Source organism: Nocardiopsis sp. CA-288880 (assembly GCF_050955985.1).
Lineage (GTDB): Bacteria > Actinomycetota > Actinomycetes > Streptosporangiales > Streptosporangiaceae > Nocardiopsis > Nocardiopsis tropica.
The window spans coordinates 1,244,809-1,266,597 of record NZ_CP192105.1 but is presented as its reverse complement, the minus strand read 5'-3'; the positions used below and the strand labels follow the sequence as shown (position 1 = coordinate 1,266,597).

The 21,789-nt window shown below is 72.4% G+C and carries 17 protein-coding genes; 7 read left to right on the top strand and 10 right to left on the bottom strand.

Annotation, left to right across the window (positions count from 1 at the left end; all coding sequences use genetic code 11):
* Positions 1 to 395 precede the first annotated feature (395 nt).
* The 6 genes from ACQPYD_RS05595 (at position 396) to ACQPYD_RS05570 (ending at position 6,310) form a co-directional block, all read left to right on the top strand.
* Positions 396 to 1,028 (top strand): DJ-1/PfpI family protein, encoded by a 633-nt coding sequence (locus ACQPYD_RS05595; protein ID WP_433700060.1) that lies wholly within the window; start codon positions 396 to 398, stop codon positions 1,026 to 1,028.
* Between the two features lie 2 nt (positions 1,029 to 1,030).
* Positions 1,031 to 1,486: a MarR family winged helix-turn-helix transcriptional regulator gene (locus ACQPYD_RS05590; protein WP_267948395.1), complete on the top strand. Its 456-nt coding sequence runs from the start codon at positions 1,031 to 1,033 to the stop codon at positions 1,484 to 1,486.
* Between the two features lie 146 nt (positions 1,487 to 1,632).
* Positions 1,633 to 2,637: a threonine aldolase family protein gene (locus ACQPYD_RS05585; protein ID WP_433700059.1), complete on the top strand. Its 1,005-nt coding sequence runs from the start codon at positions 1,633 to 1,635 to the stop codon at positions 2,635 to 2,637.
* Between the two features lie 149 nt (positions 2,638 to 2,786).
* Entirely contained in the window at positions 2,787 to 3,578 is a 792-nt protein-coding gene (locus ACQPYD_RS05580; RefSeq protein ID WP_330157426.1) for an IclR family transcriptional regulator, read from the top strand.
* A 265-nt stretch (positions 3,579 to 3,843) separates the two neighbouring features.
* A complete protein-coding gene (gene glpK / locus ACQPYD_RS05575) occupies positions 3,844 to 5,340 on the top strand; it encodes a glycerol kinase GlpK (protein ID WP_433700058.1) in 1,497 nt (498 codons plus the stop codon).
* Positions 5,341 to 5,560: 220 nt separating this feature from the next.
* A complete protein-coding gene (locus tag ACQPYD_RS05570) occupies positions 5,561 to 6,310 on the top strand; it encodes an MIP/aquaporin family protein (protein WP_433700057.1) in 750 nt (249 codons plus the stop codon).
* A 282-nt stretch (positions 6,311 to 6,592) separates the two neighbouring features.
* Here the strand turns inward: ACQPYD_RS05570 and ACQPYD_RS05565 are convergent, their stop codons facing one another.
* Positions 6,593 to 7,435 carry a helix-turn-helix domain-containing protein gene (locus ACQPYD_RS05565; protein ID WP_433700056.1) on the bottom strand — a complete coding sequence of 281 codons (843 nt, stop codon included), beginning with the start codon at positions 7,433 to 7,435 and terminating at the stop codon, positions 6,593 to 6,595.
* 441 nt (positions 7,436 to 7,876) lie between these two features.
* Between ACQPYD_RS05565 and ACQPYD_RS05560 the strand changes: the two genes are divergently transcribed.
* The gene (locus tag ACQPYD_RS05560) at positions 7,877 to 9,445 is read left to right on the top strand and encodes an FAD-dependent oxidoreductase (protein ID WP_433700055.1); all 1,569 of its coding nucleotides are present in this window, start codon (positions 7,877 to 7,879) and stop codon (positions 9,443 to 9,445) included.
* Positions 9,446 to 9,612: 167 nt separating this feature from the next.
* On the opposite strand, the gene ACQPYD_RS05555 is transcribed toward ACQPYD_RS05560, so the two are convergent.
* From ACQPYD_RS05555 to ACQPYD_RS05515, 9 genes are all read right to left on the bottom strand, one after another.
* Positions 9,613 to 9,816, bottom strand: a complete 204-nt coding sequence (locus tag ACQPYD_RS05555) for a cold-shock protein (protein WP_267948388.1) — start codon at positions 9,814 to 9,816, stop codon at positions 9,613 to 9,615.
* Between the two features lie 684 nt (positions 9,817 to 10,500).
* Positions 10,501 to 11,409 (bottom strand): ABC transporter ATP-binding protein, encoded by a 909-nt coding sequence (locus ACQPYD_RS05550; RefSeq protein ID WP_433700054.1) that lies wholly within the window; start codon positions 11,407 to 11,409, stop codon positions 10,501 to 10,503.
* Between the two features lie 8 nt (positions 11,410 to 11,417).
* The gene (locus ACQPYD_RS05545; protein ID WP_433700053.1) at positions 11,418 to 12,368 is read right to left on the bottom strand and encodes an ABC transporter ATP-binding protein; all 951 of its coding nucleotides are present in this window, start codon (positions 12,366 to 12,368) and stop codon (positions 11,418 to 11,420) included.
* Positions 12,368 to 13,270, bottom strand: coding sequence for an ABC transporter permease (locus ACQPYD_RS05540; protein ID WP_433700052.1), 903 nt, complete (start codon positions 13,268 to 13,270; stop codon positions 12,368 to 12,370). The genes ACQPYD_RS05545 and ACQPYD_RS05540 overlap by 1 nt, the downstream gene beginning before the upstream one ends.
* On the bottom strand, positions 13,267 to 14,262 hold the full coding sequence (locus tag ACQPYD_RS05535; RefSeq protein WP_433700050.1) for an ABC transporter permease: 996 nt from the start codon (positions 14,260 to 14,262) through the stop codon (positions 13,267 to 13,269). Before ACQPYD_RS05535 ends, ACQPYD_RS05540 begins: the two co-directional genes overlap by 4 nt.
* A gap of 182 nt (positions 14,263 to 14,444) precedes the next feature.
* Positions 14,445 to 16,151 (bottom strand): ABC transporter substrate-binding protein, encoded by a 1,707-nt coding sequence (locus ACQPYD_RS05530; RefSeq protein ID WP_433700048.1) that lies wholly within the window; start codon positions 16,149 to 16,151, stop codon positions 14,445 to 14,447.
* Between the two features lie 279 nt (positions 16,152 to 16,430).
* Complete coding sequence (locus ACQPYD_RS05525; RefSeq protein ID WP_433700047.1) at positions 16,431 to 17,450, bottom strand: LacI family DNA-binding transcriptional regulator; 1,020 nt, start codon at positions 17,448 to 17,450, stop codon at positions 16,431 to 16,433.
* A 119-nt stretch (positions 17,451 to 17,569) separates the two neighbouring features.
* Positions 17,570 to 18,451: an Fpg/Nei family DNA glycosylase gene (locus ACQPYD_RS05520; RefSeq protein WP_267948381.1), complete on the bottom strand. Its 882-nt coding sequence runs from the start codon at positions 18,449 to 18,451 to the stop codon at positions 17,570 to 17,572.
* A gap of 100 nt (positions 18,452 to 18,551) precedes the next feature.
* The gene (locus ACQPYD_RS05515) at positions 18,552 to 21,674 is read right to left on the bottom strand and encodes a DNA helicase (RefSeq protein WP_433700045.1); all 3,123 of its coding nucleotides are present in this window, start codon (positions 21,672 to 21,674) and stop codon (positions 18,552 to 18,554) included.
* Positions 21,675 to 21,789: the final 115 nt, after the last annotated feature.

Here is a 21,789-nt window from a genome sequence, read left to right as displayed (position 1 = left end):
GGCAATGGTAATACCATTTGTGAGCTTCTGTGAACCACCCGTGCGGTTCTGTTACTCCCGCGAGACACACGTCACCACGCCCGCGGGCCCTCCCCGCCCGCGCAGGTGGGAGCACCTGCCCCCGAACGCCCGGCCGCACGGCGAGCCCTTGCCAAACTCCCCCCGCCCGGGTAGGAGTTCCTGGCCGGGACGCCCCCGATTCGCCCGGACAAACCGCCATCCCCCACTCTCGCCGGGACGAACCTCCCCGAAGGTCCGGTGACATGCCCGCATTGCGCGCCGCCCGAAAACGGTGGCCGCACAGACGGGGACGGCGGCATCCCCTCCCGGGGCCCCGTCCCGGCCGGGCGCCGGATTGCATTGACAGCATCCTGTCGAAATGACAGCATGTTGTCATGAGTGCAGAGAACAGGAAGACCGTTCACCTCGCCGTCTACGACGACCTCGCCGACTGGGAGATCGGCCACGCGGTGGCCACCATCCGCGGTGGCGAGTGGCAGCACGACCCGGGCCGCTACGACGTGGTCACCGTCGGCCTCAGCGGCGCGCCCGTCACGACCATGGGCGGGATCACGGTCCTTCCCGACCTCGCGCTGCCCCAGCTGGTGCCCTCCGCCAGCTCCATGCTGATCCTGCCCGGCGCCTCGGGCTGGGACGCCGACCCGGAGGCGTTCGCGCCCTTCGCGTCCGCCGCGGGGATCTTCCTCGACGCCGGGGTGCCGGTCGCCGCCATCTGCGGCGCCACCGCGGGGCTCGCCCGCGAGGGCCTGCTCGACTACCGCGACCACACCAGCGCCGCGCCCGAGTACCTTCTCGGCACCGGCTACGCGGGCACCGGCCGCTACCGCTCCGAGCTCACCGTCTCCGACGGCGGCCTCATCACGGCCGGGCCCACCGCGTCCCTCGAGTTCGCCCGCGCGATCTTCGCCGCCCTCCACCTCTTCACCCCCCGCGTCCTCGACGCCTGGTACAGGCTGCACGCCCAGCACGACCCCGACGCCTACCACGTCCTGCTGGAGGGATCCTGAGCATGGCGTCGACCGCCGACAGACACTCCGAGCTGTTCACCGGCACGGCGCTCACCGTCTTCCGCCTCAACGGGCAGCTCCTCTCGGTGGCGGAGGAACTGGCCCGCTCGGCCGGTCTGACCGCGGCCCGCTGGCAGGTGCTCGGCGCCGTGACCGACGAGCCCCTGCCGGTGTCGGCGGTGGCCCGCAGGTTCGGCACCACCCGGCAGAGCGTCCAGCGCATCGCCGACCTGCTGGTGGAGAGGAGGCTGGCCGAGTACCGCCCCAACCCGGCGCACAGCCGGGCCAAGCTGCTCGCGCCCACCGAGGAGGGCCTGGAGGCCCTGCGGCGGATCGACCCGGACCACGGCAGGGTCGCCGACGCCCTGGTCGCCGAACTGGGGGAGGACGGCGCCGAGCGCGCCCTGGAGTCCCTCCACCGGCTCTCCCGGGCCCTGGACCGGCTCGGGGAGGGGTGAGGGCGGGGCAGTATCGTCCCTTCCACGGCCCGTCCGGCGCGCTCCGCCGGGCCGCTCCGCCGTCCGTGCCCCGGGTGCCGCGCGCCCGGGGCACGCCTTCCGCCCCCGAGGGCCGGGGGCGCCGCACCCAGCCGAAGGAAGCCGCCATGATCGACCTGCGCTCCGACACCCTCACCCGCCCCACCCCCGCCATGCGCCGGGCCATCGCCGAGGCGGAGGTCGGCGACGACGTGTGGGGGGAGGACCCGACCGTCCGGGCCCTGGAGGAGGAGACCGCGGACCTGCTCGGCAAGGAGGCCGCGCTGTACGTGCCCTCGGGGCACATGGCCAACCAGCTGGGCCTGTACGTGTCCACCCGCAGCGGCGACGAGGTCTGGGCGCACGAGCACCACCACCTCATCGGCGACGAGCAGGGCGCCACGGCGGTGCTGGCCCGCGCCCTCCCCCGGCTGTACTCCGACGGGATCTTCCCCACCGACGAACTGCTGGAGTCGTGGATCGCCGGCCGCGGCGACGTCCACCGGGCCGAGCCCGCCGTGGTGTGGCTGGAGAACACGTTCACCGGGCGGGTGGTCCCGCTCGCCGAGCAGGCGCGGGTGACGGGGTTCGCGCACCGGCACGGGCTGCGCGCCCACCTGGACGGCGCCCGGCTGTGGAACGCGGCCGTCTCCCTCGGCACGGCCCCCTCCGCGGTCGCCGACGGGTTCGACACCGTCTCCGTGTGCTTCTCCAAGGGGCTGGGCGCCCCGGTGGGATCGGCCCTGGCCGGCGACGCCGACACGGTGGCGCGCGCCCGGCGCGGGCGCAAGCTGCTCGGCGCGGGGATGCGCCAGGCGGGCGTCATCGCCGCCGGGGCGCTGTACGCGCTGCGCCACCACAGGGAGAGGATGGCCGAGGACCACGAGCGGGCCGCCGTCCTGGCCGCGCGGATCACCGAGCTGTCCGGGCTGCCCGCCCTGGCGCAGACCAACATGGTGCTGGTGCGGACCCCGGCCGGGCAGGCCGGCCGGTACGCCGGGGCCTTCTCGCGCCACGGCGTCAAGGGGCTGGGCAGCGGCGCGTCGATCCGCCTCGTGGTGCACCTGGAGATCACCGACCGCGACGTCGAGGACGCGGCCCGGAGGGTCGCCGAGGCCGTCGAGGAGCTGTGACCTCACCCGCGGCCCAGGTCGGGGCGGGACGGGCGGCTACACTGGCCCGATCCCGCATGCCTCCGGACGACCGTTCCCCTGCCGGGCCTCACATCGCGTAGTAGCATTTCGCGTATGACATTGTCGTACTAGAGAGTGGTAGCACCTCAATGCCGGGAAGAATCCAGTCGATCGAACGCGCGGCGGCCATCCTCCGGATCCTGGCCACCGGCGCCCGGGGGCTGAGCCTGGCGGAGATCTCCCGGTCCCTGGAGCTGCCCAAGGGCACCGCCCTCGGGATCCTGCGCACCCTCCAGCACGTGGGGTTCGTCGAGCAGGACCCCGAGTCCGGCCGCTACCGCCTGGGCGGGGGCATGCTCAGCCTGGGCACCCGCTACCTGGACGGCAACGAGCTGCGCACCCGGGCCCTGAACTGGGCCGACAGCCTGGCCTCCCGCAGCGGTGAGAGCGTGCGCATCGGCACCCTCCACAAGCACCAGGTGCTGGTGGTGCACCACGTGTTCCGCCCGGACTCCTCCCGCCAGACGCTCGACGTGGGCACCCTGCTCCCCCTGCACGCCACCGCCATCGGCCGGGTGCTGATGGCCTTCGACCCCCTGGCCGTGCCCGAGGAGGACGCGGACGCCGTCGAGGCGGGCGGGGCGGTGACCCTGCCGTCGTTCACCCGGCACACCGTCACCTCCCCCGCCGTCCTGGAGCGGCGGCTGGACGAGGTCCGCGAGAACGGCTGGGCCTGGGAGGTCGAGGAACTCGTCGACGGAGAGGTGTCGATCGCCGCGCCCATCCGCGACCGGCGCGGCACCACGGTCGGCGCCATAGGCGTCCGCGGCGCCGTCGAGCGCCTGCGCGGCGAGGAGGGCCGGCCCGACATGGAGCAGGTCTCGTACGTGCGCGACGCCGCGAGGGCCATTTCGCGGGACCTGGGCGTCACCCCGTACTGAGCGCGTCCCGCCGCGCCCCGGCCCGGCCTCCCCGCGCCGGCTCCGCGCGGTGGCTTCCGTGAGCCGCCCCTTCCCTGGCACCGTTGCCCGGCAGGCTGCGTGACCCACGCGACACGATTGCGTCACACGGCCTTGACATGGGAAGGAAGAACGGATGAAACTAACGCCTACCCATGCGTCAATGTCGTACAACGTGCGGGGATAACCCGTGTGCGTGTGTGTCCGGCCCCCATCCCGAGCCCTCCACCTTGAAGGCGAGCACCCGATGAGTCAGCAGTACGTCGCCGCGATCGACCAGGGCACCACGTCGAGCCGCTGCATCCTCTTCGACCGGGACGGACGCATCGTCTCCGTCGACCAACGCGAGCACAGGCAGATCTTCCCCAAACCGGGGTGGGTCGAGCACGACGCCGAGGAGATCTGGACCAACGTCGAGGTGGTCGTCCAGGAGGCCCTGGAGAAGAGCGACATCACGCCCGACCAGGTCGCCGCCGTCGGAATCACCAACCAGCGCGAGACCACCGTGGTGTGGGACCGGGAGACCGGCAAGCCCCTCCACAACGCCATCGTCTGGCAGGACACCCGCACCGACGACCTGGTCCGCGAACTGGCCGCGGACGGCGGCCAGGACCGTTTCCGCGAGAAGTCCGGCCTGCCGCTGGCCACCTACTTCTCCGGCCCCAAGCTGCGCTGGTTGCTCGACAACGTGGACGGGCTCCGCGAACGGGCCGAGCGGGGCGAGGTCCTGTTCGGCACCATGGACACCTGGATCATCTGGAACCTGACCGGCCGCCACGTCACCGACGTGACCAACGCGAGCCGCACCATGCTCATGAACCTGGCCACCCTGGAGTGGGATCCCGAGATCCTCGACGCACTGGGCATCCCGGCGGCCGTGCTGCCGGAGATCCGCTCGTCCTCGGAGGTCTACGGCGAGGCCCGCGGCTACCTGGAGGGCACCCCCGTCGCGTCCGCCCTCGGCGACCAGCACGCCGCCCTGTTCGGCCAGACCTGCTTCGACCCGGGCGACGTCAAGGGCACCTACGGCACCGGCACGTTCCTGGTCATGAACACCGGCACCGAGCCGGTGACCTCACAGAACGGCCTGCTCACCACGCTCGGCTACAAGCTCGGCGACGAACCGGCCGTGTACGCCCTGGAGGGCTCCATCGCGGTCACGGGGTCGCTGGTGCAGTGGCTGCGCGACAACCTCGGCCTGATCTCGACCGCTCCGGAGATCGAGACGCTGGCCCGCACCGTGGACGACAACGGCGGCTGCTACATCGTGCCGGCGTTCTCCGGCCTGTTCGCCCCGCACTGGCGCAGCGACGCCCGGGGCGTGATGGCGGGCCTGACCGGGTACGTCACCAAGGGCCACATCGCGCGCGCCGTCCTGGAGGCCACCGCGTGGCAGACCCGCGAGGTCGTCGACGCGATGAACGCCGACTCGCGGATCGACCTGACGACGCTCAAGGTGGACGGCGGCATGACCGCCGACAACCTGCTCATGCAGATCCTGTCCGACGTCCTGGACGCCGAGGTCGTCCGGCCGATGGTCGCCGAGACCACCTGCCTCGGCGCCGCCTACGCCGCGGGGCTGGCGGTGGGCTACTGGCCCGACGTGGAGACGCTGCGCGCCAACTGGCACAAGGCGGCCGAGTGGAACCCCGAGATGGAGCCCGCCGTCCGCGAGCGCGAGTACCACAACTGGAACAAGGCCGTGCGACGCACCCTGGACTGGGTCGAGCACGAGGAAGCGTAGGCCGGGGCAGGGCCCCGTCCGAACGACCGCCGCCCAGGGGCGCCACGGCTGCCACCTGCTCCCCTGGGAGGCGGTACAGGGGGCGCGACCGCGCCCCCGTCCCATCTCCATCCTGTGACGGGTGTGTCTGATTATGCCCGCGTCCGGCGTGCGGTCGCGCCCCGCGAGCACACCTGACCTCCCGTGACCCGGCTGCCCCTCACCGGGGCGGAGGTCCTCAATGGTGTACCTGGCAGAGTTCGTCGGAACGGCGATCCTCATCCTGCTCGGCGGCGGTGTCGTCGCCGGAGTCTCCCTCGCCCGATCGAAGGCCCTCAACGGGGGCTGGATCGTGGTCACGTTCGGCTGGGGCATGGCGGTCGCGATGGCCGTCTACGTCGTCGGCTCCACGAGCGGCGCGCACATCAACCCCGCGGTGACCCTCGGCCTGGCCAGCATCGGCGAGTTCGCCTGGGCCCAGGTGCCCGGCTACATGCTGGCCCAGTTGGGCGGCGCGTTCACCGGCGCCGTCCTGGTCTACCTGGCCTACTTCGCGCACTGGAAGGCGACCGACGACCCGGAGGCCAAGCTGGGCGTGTTCAGCACCTCCCCCGGCGTGCGCAACCCGGTCGCCAACCTCGTCACCGAGATCATCGGCACCGCGATGCTGCTCCTCGGCGTGCTCGGGATCGGCGCGAACTCGGGCTTCGTCTCCGAGGGGGACGTGGACCTGGGCGGCCTGTTCACCAACGGCATCGCGCCGCTGATGATCGGCCTGCTCGTGCTCGCGATCGGCCTGTCCCTGGGCGGGCCGACGGGCTACGCCATCAACCCCGCCCGCGACCTGGGCCCGCGCCTGGCGCACGCGCTGCTGCCGATCCCGGGCAAGGGCGGATCGGACTGGGGCTACTCCTGGATCCCGGTCGTCGGCCCGCTCGTGGGCGGTGTGATCGGCGCGTGGATCTGGAAGCTGACCGGGTTCGGGGTCTGACCGCCCCGGCCCGCGGTGGAACGGGGGCGCCCGGCGTTCGCGCCGGACGCCCCCGTCCGCGTCCGCCCGGCCGTCCCGGAGGGCGGGAGCCGGTGCGCGGCGCGCGCGTGCCCGGCCGGCTGGGGAGTGTTCTTCGAAGGCTTTCGGGTCGGCGAGCGGCCGTCCGGGCCATCTCTCGCAAGCCGATGTGCGAAGTTCGGCCTGGTTGTGCCTCACGAGCGCAGAGGCGCGGCGAGAGGCAGCCCGGTGGACGCGAGCCCGGAAGAATCCACAGAACACGACCTAGGCCCCGAGGTGGACCTCACGGAGGTAGTCGAGGGTCTCCCCCGGGCGGAGGGCGACCAGACGGAGGTGGTTGAGGATGTTCTGGTAGCGCACCACCTCGTCGGGCTCCTCCAGGTAGATGCCGTCGGTGTCGGTCTCCAGGTAGACGACCATCGGGTCGATGGGCTCGGGGAACTCCATGATCACGAAGGGGCCGCCGGCGCCGGGGTTGAGCTTGGTCGCCAGAGTCATCTGGACGGTGACGTGGGGGCGCTCCGCCATCTCCACGATGTGCGCCACCTGGGCCCGCTTGGCGTCGGGGAAGTCCCGGAGCCTCAGCAGCGCCCCCTCGTCGAAGACCGCGTACAGCTCCGGCGGGTCCTCGTCGTCCAGGATGCGCTGGCGGGTCATCCGTGCGTCCGTCACCCTGCGGATGTCCTGGGGGTTGGCCATCCCGGCCAGGGCCGTCACACGCATGTACTCGGGCACCTGGAGAAGGCCCGGCACGACGATCGGCTGCCAGGTGGCGATGGAGCTCGCCTCGGTCTCGAAGCCGACGTAGCGCGCGGCGAGGACGTCCCGGTAGCGGCTCCACCAGCCCCGTTCGAGGGCCTGTCGGCACAGGTTGAGGATCTCGTCGTACTCCTGGCCGGGCCCGACCCCGAAGGCGTCCAGGACGGCTCGGACCTCGCTGAGTCTGGGGCGCTTCTTGACTCCGGACTCGATGTTGGAGTAGGTGGACTTGGACAGGCCCGAGGCGGCGGCGGCCTCTTCGCTGGTCTTCCTCGCGGCCAGCCGCAGCCGCCGGAGTTCGGCGGAGAGGCGGCGGCGCCGGATCGTGGGTGAGTACCTGGTCGCCATGATGCCCCAATCGTAGGACTCGGGATGTCCCTCCGGTGGGGCAATCCGGGGATCCCGGGGCCCGAAACCGCGCCCGGCCCCGGAATCCCGCACCGGGCCCCGCGGGCCCGGTCCCGGAGCCCCGCCCCCGGCATCACACCCGTCCGGGCCCGGGCGCGACCGCGGTCCGGCGGGGCGCGCACGCGAACGGTCGCAAAGTATTCGACAATGCCGCACATCGATCACGAAGCGGGTTCACGCCGCCCTCTCTGGTCACTCCGGCAGCACCACGGCCCCGCCAGGACCGGTGCGGGGCCGACGACACCCCGGACGGACGACCTCAGATCGTGCTGCCGTTCGGCATTGTCGTATTATGCAGGCGACACACGTCTGAAGGGTCTGAGCCCGTTCAGGCGCTTGCGGAGTCCCCGCCATCCCTCCGAACGGACGGAGCACCAGCCCATGACCACCAGCGCCCGCCAGAACGACACCTCCTCCGCCCGCTCCCGCACCCGGGACGAACTCTCCCGGGGCACCTTCGACCTCCTCGTCGTCGGCGGCGGCATCCTCGGCACGTCCGCCGCGTGGACCGCCACCCAGGCCGGGCTCCGGGTGGCGATGGTCGACTCCGGCGACTTCGCCGGGGCCACCTCCAGCGCCTCCTCCAAACTGGTGCACGGCGGACTGCGCTACCTCCAGACCGGCAACGTGCGCCTGGTCGCGGAGAACCACCGGGAGCGCCGCTCCCTCGCCTCCGACGTGGCCCCGCACCTGGTCAACCACATGCCGTTCCTGGTCCCCGTCTACTCGGGCGGACCCCACGGCGCCGCGAAGATGGGCGCCGGGGTCTTCCTGTACTCGGCCCTGTCCGCGTTCGGCGACGGGATGGGCCGCCTGCTCTCCCCCGCCCAGGCCAAGCGCCTCGCGCCCGGACTGCGGACCGAGGGCCTGCGCTCGGTGGCCGCCTACAGCGACCACCAGATGAACGACAGCCGCATGGCCGTCATGACCGTGCGCGCCGCCGCCGACGCCGGCGCGGTGGTGCTCAACCACGCCGAGGTGGTGGGCCTGCGCACCACCCGGGGCCGGGTCACCGGCGCCGACCTGCGCGACCGCGTCGGGGGCCACGAGTTCGGGATCGACGCCCGCCTGGTCCTCAACGCCACCGGACCGTGGGTGGACGGCCTGCGGCGGATGGAGGACCCGGCGGCCGGGCCCAGCGTGCGCCTGTCCAAGGGCGCCCACCTGGTCCTGCGCACGCCCGAGCCGTGGCGCGCCGCGCTGACCATCCCCGTGGACCGGTACCGGGTCTCGTTCGCCATCCCGTGGGAGGGGAGGCTGCTGCTCGGCACCACCGACGAGGAGTACACCGGCGACCCGGCCGAGGTGGGGGTGGTCCCCTCCGACGTCGAGCAGATCCTGGGCGAGGCCGCGGTGGGCATCGACGCCCCCTACCTGGACGCCTCCCAGGTGACGTACTCCTTCGCCGGCCTGCGGGTGCTGCCGGGAGGCCCCGGCGGCACCAGCGCGGCCAAGCGGGAGACCGTGGTGAGCCAGGGGCGCGGCGGGATGCTGTCGGTGGCGGGCGGCAAGTGGACGACGTACCGGCACATCGGCCGCACCGTCCTGGAGGAGCTGCGCAAGGTCTCGGCGGTGCCCCTGGGCGAGGACATGGTCGACCCGCTGCGCACCGTGCCGCTCCCCGGGCTGGCCAGCCCGGACGCGGTGACCCAGCGGCTCATCATCGACCGCGAGCCGGGCGCCCGCCTCGACCCGCTGGTCGCACGCCACCTGGCGTCGCACTACGGAAGCCTGGCGATGGACATCGCGGTCCTGGTCCGGGACCTCCCGGAGCTGGGCGAGCGCATCCACCCCGACGGGCCCGACATCTGGGCGCAGGTGGTCTTCGCGCGGGACCGCGAGTGGGCCGTGACCGTCGACGACGTGCTGCGCCGGCGCACCACGGTGACCGTGCGCGGCCTGGACACCCCGGAGGTGCGCGAGCGCACGGAGGCGCTGCTCGCGGGCTGACCCGCCTCGCGGCGCACCGCCGGCCGCCGTCCCCTCGCGGGGGCGGCGGCCGGTCCCGTGAGGGGCGCGGGCCCCGGGGCGGCCGTCCCGGCGCCCGGCCCCGGCCCCGGACACGCGAACGCCCCGGAAGGCGGTGCCTTCCGGGGCGTCCTACGACGTTCTACGTCTTAGAGCGCGACGACGTTCTCGGCCTGCGGGCCGCGGGTGCCGGCGACGATCTCGAACTCCACGCGCTGGTTCTCCTCCAGGTTGCGGAAGCCGCTACCCTGGATGGCGCTGTAGTGAACGAAGGCGTCGGGGCCACCGTCGTCGGGGGAGATGAAGCCGAAGCCCTTCTCGCCGTTGAACCACTTCACAGTTCCCTGAGCCATGTTCTCTCCTTCAGCTCGGTGTACACGAACGCATACTCACGTCCGAGAATTGCCGCGAGCCGACTCCAAGAGAAACCGCCCGCCGGTCACAAACTCCGCGGGCAAGACACCAACTGCGAAATTCAACGACTAACAATCTTCACCGAACTTACCACAGCCCGGCCAGCTCGCGAAGGTTTTCGGTGTGGCAACCCGCACGGCCGCATCAGGAATACCGGCGGGCGCGGAGGGAACCGCGCGCGGCGGACCCCGTGGTCACGGGCGTGTCACGGTCTGTTCGCGAACCCGTCACCGCGATGTCGTTCCCGCACTTCAGCGCGGAGGGGCGTCCGGGCGCTCCCCGCGCCGACCCACCACCGCCCCTCGGCGCGGAGCCCCGCCGTGCGGCCTTCCGGAGGGCGCCGCACGCGCCCGGGGACCCCCGAGGAACGCCCCCCCCGGGGCATGGCGCGGGGGCCTGCGCGCGCCGGCGACTTCGCGGTCGCGCGCGTATGGGCGCGTATGTGCGCGTACGGGAACGATCCCCACTGGTTTCGTAGGTGAATTCCGTTTTCGGCCGACGGACTCGGCGGCGGCCGAAGAACCCCGCGGCGCCGGTGGGAGCGGCGCGCGTGCCCGGCCGCCCCCACCACGCGCGCCGCCCCGGACCCTCCCGGTCCGGGGCGGCGTGGCGGCGCGCACGGGCTACCCCTGGTCGATCCCGACGAAGTGGCCCTCCTCCACCTCGATCAGCGGAGCGGACTCCTCGTCCGCCGCCACCGGGAGGACGACGTCCTCCGGCGGGTCCGCCGCCAGCTCCGCGTCGACCTCCGCCCAGGTGCGGTGCAGCTGCGGCACGCACGAGAGGAGGTGGCGGCTGTAGGGGTGGAGGGGGTTCTCGAACACCCTGAGCGTGGGGCCCATCTCCGCGACGGCGCCCTTGCGCAGGATCACCGACTTGTCGCTGACGTAGTTGCCGAGCGACAGGTCGTGGGTCACGAACAGGATGCCGAGCCCGCGCTCCTTGAGGTCGCTGAGCAGGTTGAGCACGTCGATGCGCGTGGACGCGTCCAGCATGCTGATGATCTCGTCGGCCACCAGCAGCTTGATGTCCAGGAGCAGCGCCCGCGCGATCAGCACCCGCTGCAACTGGCCGCCGCTGAGCTGGTGGGGGTACTTGCCCAGGACGTTGCCCGGGTCCAGCCGGACCGTGGCCAGCGCGGCCAGGACCCGGTCCCGCCAGTCCGCGTCCGAGACCTCCGGGAAGTAGGAGGTCCTGATCATCTCGAAGACGCGATCGGCCTTGAAGATCGGGTTGAAGCAGCTGAACGGGTCCTGGAAGACCCCCTGCACCCTGCGGTAGTACTCCTTGCGCGCGGAGTGGCCCCGGATGGTGGTGATGTCGGTGCCGTCGAACGTGATCGTGCCGCCGGTCGGCCTGCTCAGGCCGAGCACCATCTTGCCGAGGGTGCTCTTGCCGCTGCCGCTCTCACCGATGAGCGAGACGACCTCGCCGGGCTCCACCGTCAGGCTGACGTCGCGCACCGCGCGCAGGCGGCCGCCGCCGAACGCGCCGACCCGGTACACCTTGTGCACATGGCTGAGTTCCAGCACGGTCTACCTCACCCCGTCTTCCAGCAGGCGGCCCAGTGGCCGGGTTCGATCTCCAGCAGCGGCGGCTGTTCGGAGCACTTGGAGAAGGCCATCGGGCAGCGGTCCTTGAACCGGCAGCCGGTCGGCGGGTTCAGCAGGCCGGGCGGCGTCCCGGGGATGCCCTCCAGGCGCCCCTGCTCCATGGTCGAGCCGACCTCGGGGAGAGCCGAGATGAGCATCTGGGTGTAGGGGTGGCGCGGCGCGTTGATGATGGTCTTCGCGGGGGCCTTCTCCGCGATGCGGCCCGCGTACATCACCATGATCGTGTCGGCCATCTGGTACACGAGCGAGATGTCGTGGGTCACGAACACCATGCTCTTGACGTACTCGCGGTCGCGGAACTCCACGAGCGACTCGGCGACCGACCGCTGCGTGGACACGTCCAGCGCGGAGGTGACCTCGTCGGCGATGAGCAGCGACGGGTTGAGCAGCGTGGCCATCACCATGACGACGCGCTGCTTCATGCCGCCCGACAGCTCGATCGGGAACCGGTTCAGCACGTCCGCGTCGAGTCCGACGAGCTCCAGGCGCCGGGTGAGCTCCTGGGAGATGTCGGCCGGACGGACGCCGCGCGAGCGCAGCAGCTCGTTGACCATCCGCCCGATCTTGCGGGTGGGGTTGAGCGCGCTCATCGCATACTGCGGGATGAGCGAGATCTCGTGGTAGCGGAGGGGCACCATCGCGTCGTCGTCCGCGATCGGCACGTCCTTGCCGTCCAGGTCGATGGTGCCGCCGACGTGGCGCATCCGCGAGTCCAGCCGGATCAGGCTCTTGCCGAGGGTGGTCTTGCCGCAGCCGGACTCCCCCGCCAGGCCCATGATCTCGCCGTCGGCGAGGTCGAACGTGACTCCGTCGAGGGCGTGGACGTCCCCGCGCAGGGTCTGGTAGTAGACCTTCAGGTCGTTGACGCGCAGGGTCATTACAGCTCCCGCAGCTTGGGGTTGAAGACTTCGTCCAACCCGACGTTGAGGATGTACAGCGAGCTCACGATCACCGTGATGCCGAGGCCCGGCGGGACGAACCACCACCACATCCCGAATTGCAGGGCGCTCCACGCGACGGCGCTCTCCAGCATCAGGCCGAGGGACACCCCGTCCGAGGGGCCGAGCCCGATGAAGTCGAGGCCCGCGGCGATGAGGATGGCGCCGCCGAACAGCAGGATGAAGGACATCACCAGGTAGGAGCTCATGTTCGGGGCGATCTCGGTGGTGATGATCTTCCCCGTGCGCCGGCCGCTGAGGCGGGCCAGGTCCACGTAGTCGCGGGTGGCCAGCGTCAGCGCCTGCGAGCGGACCGCGCGCGCGGCCCACGGCCAGGAGGTGAGGCCGATGAACAGGCCCTGCACGAACACGCCGCGCGCGTCCAGGTAGGCGATCGCGACGATCAGCACGACCATCGCGGGCAGGACCAGGACCACGTTCGTGAGCATGTTGAGGATCTCGTCGACGATCCCGCCCTTGTAGCCGGCGATGAAGCCGACCGCCGTGCCGATGACGAACGCGATGCCGCCGCCGAACACGCCGATGAGGAACGTGGTGCGGATCCCGAACACGAACTGCGCCCAGATGTCCTGGCCGAAGGAGGTGGTGCCCAGCCAGAACTCGCCGCTGGGGGGCTGGCTCTGGGGGCCGACGTACTCGTTGGGCCCGTGGTCGACGAAGAGCGGGCCGATGAGGCCGAGCATGAGGAACGCGAGGACGATGCCCAGGCCGATGAGCAGCTTGGGGTTGCGGCGGGCGTAGTGCAGTGTCTCGGAGCCCTTGCGCGGAGCCGCGGGTTCGGCTGCGGACTGGGCTCCGGGCGCCCCGGCGACGTTGGTCATGACGAGCCTCCCGTCATCTGGACCCGGGTGCGCGGGTCAACCAGGACGTACACGATGTCGATGATGAAGTTGGCGATCAGCACCCCGACGACCACGAACAGGAAGATCCCCTGGAGCAGGAAGAAGTCCCGGCTGTTCAGCGACTGGATGATGAGGGTGCCGAGGCCGGGGTAGTTGAACACGATCTCGGTGAGCAGCGATCCGGCGATGATCGTGCCCAGCTGCACCGCGAGCCCGGTGATCTGGGGCAGCATCGCGTTGCGGAAGGCGTACTTGCGAACCAGCCTGCGCGGCGCGCCGAGTGCCTGGAGGTAGTTCGAGTAGTCCGCCTCCAGCTCGTAGATGATCATGTTCCGCATGCCGATCGCCCAGCCGCCCAGCGCCACGACGAACATGGACAGGAACGGCAGGAACCAGTGGCTGATCAGGTCGGAGATGAACAGCCAGCTGAACTCGGGGCGGAGGGAGATGCTGTACCCGCCCGAGACCGGGAAGACCCCGGCGACGACGCCCAGGCTCCAGGCGAGCAGCAGTGCCAGCCACATGTAGGGCGTGGCGGTGAGGACGTACCCGAGCGGCAGGATCGTGTTGTCGAGGATCTTGCTCCGGGCTGCGAAGGCCCCGAAGCGGTTGCCGACGATCCAGCTGAGCAGGATCGCGGGGAGCAGCACGGCCAGGGTGTAGGGCACCGAGCGCATGATGACGTCGGTGACGGGTTCGGGGTAGAGCATCACGCTGACGCCCAGGTCGCCCCGGAACAGCCCGCTCCAGAAGCTGAAGTACTGCTGGTACAGCGGCGTGTCGAGGCCGAAGACCTCGTTGTAGTAGGTGGTCATGCGCTCGAGGGCCTCGGGGTTGCCGACCGAGGCCCGCGCGAGCATGCTGCGGACGGGGTCGCCCGGCATGAAGCGCGGGATCATCCAGTTGATGGTGACCGCGATGACGAACGTAAGCAGGTAGACGAAGAGCTTACGGCCGATGTAGCGCCACACACGTTCCTCCAGGTGATGGCGGCGGACAGGCGGGGGTCCCCGGAGGGGCACGGCGGCGGACCCTGGAAGGGGAAGGGGTCCGCCCCGTGCCCCTCGGGGCTCCCCGGCCGGGCGCGTACGCCGTGCTCCGGCCGGGGTGGGAGGGGTCGACGGGTGCGCGGAGGAGAGTGTCCGCGTACCCCCTAGCCGACCGGTTCGATCTCCGCGAGGGTGTAGATGGCGCCCATCTCGAGCCAGCCGTTCCAGAACGTCGCGGCGCTCTGCGGAGCGCCCTCCTGCTCGCTGGGCCAGTTGGTCCAGGTCTCGTTCGTGGACTGCGACCAGAGGCCGTTGTACCAGAGCGGGATGGCCGGGAGCTCGGCCAGCTGGATCTCCTGGATCTGCGAGGTGATCTCGGCCGCGCCCTCCACGTCGTCGGCGGGGACGGCGGCCAGCTGCTCGACGAGCTGCCACACCTCCTCGTTCTCGTACCGGCCGAAGTTGACGGTGGTCTGCTGATCGTTGATCGGCAGCTGGAAGAGGTAGTCGTAGTAGGTCCACGGCGTGTTGCTCATCTGGCGCTCGTTGTTGATCACCAGGTCGAACTCGCCGGAGTTCCGGTTCTCGACCAGCAGGTCCTCTTCGGGGAACTGGGCCTCGATGTTGATGCCGACCGCCTGGGCCTGCTGGGCGATCAGGCGGGCCGCCTCCATCCAGTCGGTCCAGCCGGAGGGGACCTGCAGGGTGAGGGCGATGGGCTCGCCGTCGGGCGTCTCGACGTAGCCGTCGCCGTCCTCGTCCATGTAGCCGGCGTCCTCGAGGATCGCGACGGCCTCATCGGCGTCGAAGGTGAAGCCCTCCTGCTCGACCAGCTCCTGGTCGATGTACTCGTCCCACTCGGGCAGCAGGCCCGTCGGGCTGGCCGCCTGGACCAGGTCCGTGTAGGGGCCGGAGATGATCTGCTCCATGTCGATGGCGTGGGCGATCGCCTGGCGGAAGGCCGTGTCGTCGAGCGGCGCGCGCGTGACGTTGGGGACCAGCCACGCGGTGTTCGCGCTCTTCATGTACGGCGGACCGTCGTAGAAGCTGGTGACGTTGGGGTTGCTGTTGAGGACCTGGTCGATCCCCGGCAGGAAGTTGTTCGAGAGGTCGATGTCCCCCTGGTTGATCATGTTCATCGTCACCTCGTTGGAGGCGTTGACGATGTCCACGATGTAGCGGGGCTGCATCTCCAGGTCGAGCGCCTCGGTGCCCCACCACTCGTCGTTGCGCTCCCAGACCATCCGGTCGTCGGTGTGCGACTCGTAGACGTAGGGGCCGGTGGCGACGATGTCCTCGTTGGCGCTGTCCGTGAGCGCCGTCTCCTCCATGTCGGCCCAGATGTGGGCGGGGAGGATCGGGTTGAGGTAGACCCAGTTCATCCACTCCTGGGGGCGGTTCTCCGCGAAGGTGACGGTCACCGTGCGCTCGTCGGTGGCCTCGGCGCTCTCGATGAAGTTCCAGATGTTGCTGTAGGAGACGGAGCCGAACTGGCCCAGCTCCAGGGTGGCGACGACGTCCTCGGCGACCAGGGGCTCGCCGTCCGACCAGGTGATCCCCTCGCGGAGGGTGATCTCGTGGACGTTCTCCGCGGTCCACTCGTCGCTCTCCGCGAGCCAGGGGACGTACTCGCCCTCGTTGGGGTCGTACAGGAAGAGCGTCTCGTAGGCCAGACCGATCGTGCCGGGCGCGTACTGGCCCTTCATGAGCGGGTTCCAGCTGACCGGCGGACCCCATGCCGTACCCGTGGTGTACAGCGTCTCGCTCCGGGGGTACTCCCCGGAGCCCTCCTCGTTCCCGCCGCCACCCGTGCACGCAGTGGCCGTGATGGCCAGTGCCGCGAGTGCCGCCGGAATCCGCAGACTTCTCATCCGGACTCCTCCTTGTCACCCGGTCGGCCTGTGGGGGGCGCCCCTCCGGGAACCGGAGGGTTGGGAGCGCTCCCAGCAGAGGGAGCACAGGACCGTTGCTGAACCGGGTAAGTGAGGTTAACAACAACACGCCCACGGGAAGGCCGTCAATCCCCGACACTTCGCTGTTATTCGCTTGTAACAGCGAAGATGCGGGTACGTCAGTAAATTCACCCCTACTGAACCGGTTCCGCACAGGCGTTCACCGGCTCTCGGACGACGGTCGGCCGCGCCGCACCGTCACGCCCCCATGGGGCCCGTGCTCGCCCGCGGGTACAGCTCGCCCCGCGAGGTCTCCTGGTTGCGCACCGGCCTGCCCTCGATCGCGTCGCCGAGCATGGCCGCCGCGAGGCGGCCGTAGGAGACGATGTCGCGGGCGATGGCGGTCAGCGAGGGCCGCACCAGGCGGCACAGGACGGAGTCGTCCCACGCCACGATCGACAGCTGGGAGGGCACGCCGACCCCCATCTCCCGCGCCACGCCGAGGCCGGCCACGGCCATGAGGTCGTTGTCGTAGACCAGGGCGGTCGGGCGGTCCGTCCGCGCCAGCAGCCTGCGCGTGGTCCGCGTCCCGGCCTCGCCGGTGTAGTCGGCGTGCACCGAGTACGCCTCCGCCAGGCCCGCCTGCTCCGCCGCGTCCAGGAACGCCGCGGTCCGCGCCCTGGTGTGCAGGAACTCCTCCGGGCCCGCCACCCGCACGATGCGCCGGTGCCCCAGCGCCGCCAGGTAGTGCACGACCTCGCGCATGGCCACGGAGTCGTCGGTGTAGAGGCACGGGAGCGAGCCCGCCCCCTCGGGGCCGCCCAGGACGACCGCGGGCAGCGGCAGGCCCTCCACGAGGCCGATCCGGGGGTCGTCCACCCGCAGGTCGACCATGATCACGCCGTCGACCCGGCGCTCCGCCGACCAGCGCCGGTAGGCCGCGGTCTCGGCGCCCATGTCCTCGGTGACCTGGAGGAGCAGGTCGTTGTTGGAGGAGGCCAGTTCCGTCTCGATGCCGGAGACCAGCTGCATGAAGAAGGGCTCGAGCCCCAGCGAGTGCGCCGGGCGGTCGACCACCAGGCCGATCGCCCCTATCCGGCCGCCCGGCGAGAGCGCCCGCGCGGGGCTGCTCGGGGCCCAGCCCATGTCGCTGGCGATCGCCAGGATGCGCCGACGGGTCTCCTCGGAGACCCCGGGCCGCCCGTTGAGCGCGTACGAGACCGCCCCCTTGGACACCCCGGCGGCCTTGGCGATGTCCACGATCGTCGGACGCCGCATCAACCCCCCCATTCGCCCCCCTGATCACAGAAACTGAACCGGTTAAGCAGACGGCTAGGGAGTGTACTGCATGGCCTGTCGGCGTCCAGATCCCCTCGACGGCCGGGACGGGGGGCGGCTCAGCCCCGCTGACACCCCGGGCACCAGTAGAGGGTGCGTCCGGCCAGCTCGGACGCGGCGACGGGCGAGGAGCACACGCGGCACGGCTCGCCGGTCCGGTAGCAGACGTACAGCGTGTCCGGCCTGGGCACGGGACGCGCGTCGGGATCGGGCCGGTCCTCGGGGCGGGTGGTGATGATGTAGCCGTCGCGCACCCCGTCGCGGAGCAGGCCGGCGAGGTCCTCCCACAGCGCCGCCCACTGCCCGGCGGTCAGTTCGCGGCCCGGCGTCGCCGGGTCGATCCCCGCCCTGAAGAGCGACTCGGCCCGGTAGATGTTGCCGATCCCGGCGATGACGTCCTGGCGCATGAGCAGCGCCGCGATGCTGGTCCTGGAACGGCTGACCGTCCGCCAGGCCCGTTCGGGGTCGGCGTCGTCGCGCAGGGGGTCGGGGCCGAGCCGGTCCTGGACGGCCTGCTTCTCGTCCTCCGTGACGACCTCGCAGGCGGAGGGGCCGCGCAGGTCGGCCCACCCGGAGGCGTTGACGAGCCGGGCGCGCACCGCGCCGACGGGGGCCGGCGGCACGACCAGCCCGTCCCCGTCCCGGACGAGGGGGGCGAGGTCGGCGCCCCGCGCGCGGGGCGCGCCGAGGTGGCGCTCGCCGTCCGCGTCGCCGAAGGTCCACGCCCCGTACAGGCCCAGGTGCACCCGCAGCCACTCACCCGAGTCGAACCCGAGGAAGAGGTGCTTGCCGTGGGCCTCGCTCTCCGTGAGGACGCGGCCGTCCACCCGCGCGGCGCCCTCCGCGAAGCGGCCCTGGGGGCTGGTGGCGCGTACCGTCCCGCCGCCGAAGGCCTTCTCGAAGTGCGCCGCCAGTCGGTGCAGCGTGTGACCCTCGGGCACCGGTGTTCCCCTCTCCCCTCCGCCCGGCGGGCACGCGGATCCTCCGCGTTCCGGGCGTTCCGTCCCAGGGTAGTGCGGCGCGCAGGCCGCCCGGGGCCGGTCAGCAGGCGGCGAGGATCTCCCCGACGAGGGCGCCGGGGTCGGCCAGGCAGCGCCAGGCCGGAACCACCACCACGGGGTCCCCGGTCGCCCGGTTGAGTGCCTCTCCCCTGGCCAGCAGGTGGCGCAGGGCCCTGCCGTCGGGCTCGCGGTCGAGCAGGAGCAGCAGGCGGCGCGAGCCGAACCGGACCACCATGTCGACCGTCCACCCCTCCACGGTCTGATGGAGCGCGACCCCCGTGCCGACGGCCCGCAGCTCCTCCACCAGCACGGTGGCGGCCGGGTCCGCGCCGACCACGCAGGTGCCCGTGACCATGGCGTCCAGGTCGCCCAGCGGGCCGTCGTCCCCCGACCAGTACCCCCGGTCGCCCACCACGAGGAGCCGCTGCCGGGTCCGGGTGAGCACCGAGGACCACAGGTGGCCCATACCGCGGACCCGGCGCTCGGCCGCCGCGGGCGCGCCGGCGGCGAGCACCGGTGAGAGCACGGTGACGTCCGCGGCGGCACGGTCGCTGTCCAGGAGTTCCGGCCCGCCGACCCTCACCTCGTGCAGCAGGACGCGCCGGCTCAGCAGTCGGCGGATCAGGGCGACCTGGGGCTGGGTCGGCGCGACCACCGCGACCACCCGCCCCGGGGGCAGGCGGTCGTCGACCTCCCCCACCACCACCGCCACGCGGTACGCCTCGTCGCGGTTGACGAAGGACGCGCCCGGCACCGCCTCGCAGGATCCGGCGACGTCGCGCCACTCGAACGGCGGGCCGCAGCGCGGGTCGGGGTCGGTGCGCACCACGATCCTTCCGCCGTAGCAGTGCCGGGACGCGGCCCCGGCGAGCAGGGGCGGGGCGCCGTGGTGTTCGTCCAGCCACAGCATGGCCGGTGCGGCCCGGTGGAGGGCGCGCATCGCCGAACCCGACCCGTGGCGCAGCCCGCGGGCGTCCAGCCGGTCGGGCGCCAGGCCCGCGGCGGCCAGGGCCCGGCGCTCCTCGTCGGGCTCCAGGACCGTGGTCGGCCCGGGGTGCGCCGGGTCCCCGAACACCACGGCCCGGCCGGCCCTGTAGAGCGCCGGCAGCAGCTCGGCGACCCGGGTGCGCTCCGCGCCGAGGACGACGACCAGGTCGAACAGGCCCGCCTGCGGCGGCAGGGCCCTGACCTGGTCGGTGCGGCAGGTCCACGCGGGCAGGGCGTCCAACAGGCTGGCGACCCCGGGCCAGCCGTTCCCGTGGTGCCAGTCGAGGGTCTCCAGCCGGTTCTCGACGGCCGCCCGGCCGCGCCGCAGGCGGGGCCCGGAGACGGACCGCAGGCAGTCGGCGCTGGACCTGCGGTGCCGGGCGAGTGCGTCGGCCAGCTCGGAGGTGAGCTCCCCCAGGGGCGCGCACCGGGTGCGCCGGTCGACGGCGGAGCGCCACTCGCTCTCCATCCGGGCGACCGCGCCCAGGCGGTCGAGGTTGTCGGGGTCGGTGCTGACGCCCAGTTCGCGGCGGATGGCGCCGCGGTGCTGGAAGCCGACGAAACCGCCCGCACGGGCGCGCTCGGTCCGGTGCAGCCAGTACTCGGGCCCCCCGCGCTCGGGGGTGAAGAGGGCGTCGGGGTCCCAGCCCCGGGCGATGCCGCGTCCGCGCTCCTCCGCGAGCTGGGCGAGGGCGTGCCCGCCGGAGGCCATGGTGTCCATGTCCCGCCAGGCCCCGCGGACCCGGGCCCAGTCCTCGGCGAGGGCGGCCCAGTGGGCGGCGGGGTCCTCCCCGGCGGAGCCGGGACCGGAGGCTGGCGGGCCGCCGGCCTGCTCGGCGAGGAGCCTGGTGAGCATGCGGGCCTCTCCGGCGCGGTGCCCGCGTCCGCCGACGCGCACCACGGGGTGCGAGGGAGAGGCGTCGGCCCTGGCCGCGGTCTCGTCGATGTCGGTCTCCGTCCTCCCGCAGACCAGGACGCGCTGGCCGTTGCTGACGGCGGTGCGGACGATGGCGTCCACCAGGTCGTGGGCGCCGCTCCCGGGCGGGGCGGCGGCCACGGTGATCTGCTCGCTCATGGCGGCGCGCAGGATCGCGTACTGGGCCTGGTCGAGCGGGGTGGCGGAGACCGGGACGGCGGCGTCGTCCGCGCCGTCCGCCTCCGCGGTGTCGCGGGCGGCGCGGCGGGCGGCGGCCCGCCCTCCCCTGAAGAGCCGCCCCGGGGAATCGGCGGGGTCGGGCCCGGCCCCGCGCCCGGCGGACGGCTGCCCGAGCAGGGGCTCCAGCGCGGTCCCGGTGACGGCGTCGGGGTCGAGGCCGGCGCGGTCGGAGGGATCGAGGTCGGCGAGGACGCCCTCGACCGTCCCGGGTTCGGCGCCCTCGGCCTCGGCCTGCCCGCTGGGCCCGGCCAGGAAGACCACGGCGACGTTGTGCGCCCCTCCCTCGACGGTGCGCGGGGCGCCGCGGGTGGCGAGGGGGTCGATGTCGTCGACCCGCTCGATCTCCAGGCGGGCGAGGAGGCCCCGGACCTTGGCGGCGAGGTCGGCGACCGCGGCGGGGCGGCGCGCGGGGTCGGGGGCGCCGGACCTCAGCCGCGCGCGGAGCTCGAACAGGTCCTCGGGGTCGGTGATGCCCAGGCGTGTCAGGAGGCCGGTGTTGACGTCGGGCGGCCCCACGGCCCTGACCAGGGGAACATCCGGTTCGCGGCGGCTCTCGTCGGCGTCGTCCACGACCCGCACGTCGACGGTCAGCAGGGGCAGCGCGACCCGGTTCCCGCCCTCGCGGAGGACGACGAGCGGGTACCCGTAGCGCAGCGCCTGCCCCCGGCGCCGGCCCAGGCGCAGGACCCTGGCGGCCTCCGGGTGGGGCGGGAGGGTCTCCCCCGCCCCGCTGAACAGGACCTCGGGTCCCTCCGGAAGGCAGGCACAGGTGTCGGAGTCGAGGCTGTCGGCTCTGACGGCGTGGGTGTGCACGGCCTCGCGGCGCACGCAGGCGCGCAGGTAGGCGAGGAGGGAGCGCACCTCGGAGCGGTCGATGGGCGGCTTCCAGCGGAGCGAGGCGGCGCCGACCCCCGTCCGGCCGGCCGGTCCCTGGGCGGGGGCGGCGCCTGGGATCCCCGTCACCCTTCCCGGACCGACCCCCTCGCCGATCTCCTGCGCGTCGTCCCGTAGTGACCTCACGTCGCCCCCCGCACCCCGCCCGCGTGACCAAGCGGTTACACGCTGCTATCGGGGTCCATTGTGGAGGATGGAGCAACCCCGGATCCCGGGAACGCGGGAACCCGCCCGATTTTCA